The sequence below is a fragment of the Streptomyces sp. E11-3 genome (assembly GCF_046540415.1).
Taxonomy (GTDB): domain Bacteria; phylum Actinomycetota; class Actinomycetes; order Streptomycetales; family Streptomycetaceae; genus Streptomyces.
The window spans coordinates 1-1305 of the sequence record NZ_JAZGRL010000182.1; the positions used below are offsets into that span (position 1 = coordinate 1).

Genomic DNA, 1305 nt, shown 5'->3' on the forward strand with positions numbered 1-1305 from the left:
GCGGGGCGGTCTTCTGGGGCTGGGACGGTGCGGGGCCCGAGCCCTCGTACGCGCTGGTGGACGGGGAGCCCGAACCCGATCCGCGGGCGCAGCTCGAGCCGGACAAGGAGGGCGGCTGGCGGGTGGTGTCCGAGCGGGTGATGGTGGTCATCTCCCGGCACGGCGCGGTCGAGGTGCGTACTCCCGGTGGTGTGGTGCTGCGGCGGGATCTGCCGCCCCGGTGGTGGGAGCCGGTGGGCGGGGGCACCGCGCGCTGGTTGCAGCGTACGGAGGTGGCCGCCGACGCGCGTTTCTTCGGGCTCGGTGGGCGGGCCTGTGGGCCCCGGCTGGCGGATGGGACGTACCGGCTGTGGAACACCGATCCCGGCGGGGCCTTCGGTCCTGATGACGACCCGCTGTACATCACCATGCCGGTGCAGCTGGTGGTGGCGGACGCCGGGACGCATCTGGTCTTCCACGACAACGCGTGGGACGGGCGGGTGACGCTGCGCGAGGGCGAGGAGGGCGCGGGCTCGGGGCATGACCGGGCGGGCAGTTGTGAACTGCGGATGGAGGGCGGGCCGCTGAGGTGCTGGGTCGTGGTGGGCACGCCCGCGCGGGTGTTGCAGGCCTGGACGGCGCTGACCGGTGCGCCCGCGCTGCCGCCGTCCTGGGCGCTCGGTGCGCAGCACGCGCGGTGGGGATTCGGCAGTGCGGAGGAGGTTCGGCGGGTCGTCGCGGGCTATCGGGATCGGGGGCTGCCGCTGGCCGCGGTCCATCTGGACATCGATCACTATGACGCGCACCAGGTGTTCACGGTGGATGACGAGCGGTTCCCCGAGTTGCCGAAGCTGGCCGATGAATTGGGCCGGGACGGGGTCCGGATGGTGTCCATCGTCGATCCGGCGGTGAAGAGCGAGCCGGGCAACGCGGTGTACGACGCCGGGAGTGCGCGGGACGCGTTTGTGCGGGATGCGCGGGGACGGCTGGTGCGGGGGGTGGTCTGGCCGGGTGAGTCGGTCTATCCGGACTTCACTTCGCCCAAGGTGCGTGCCTGGTGGGGCGGCCTGTACGAAGAACGGCTCGCGCAGGGCTTCGCCGGGTTCTGGCATGACATGAACGAGCCGGTGTCGTTCGCCGCGTTCGGTGACATGTCGTTGCCGCGGTCGGCGCGGCATGCGCTGGAGGGGCGCGGCGGCGATCATCGCGAGGCGCACAACGTGTACGGGCTGTGCATGGCGCGGGCCGGTTACGAGGGGCTGCGGGCGCTGCGGCCCGGGGAGCGGCCGTTCCTGTTCTCGCGTTCGGGCTGGGCGGGGATGCAGC

General features: G+C 72.6%; 1 protein-coding gene. It reads left to right on the forward strand.

All coding sequences use genetic code 11. The features are described 5' to 3' along the window. A partial coding sequence (locus U9R90_RS36265) for a TIM-barrel domain-containing protein (protein ID WP_411061759.1) occupies positions 1-1305 on the forward strand: 1305 nt, incomplete at both ends.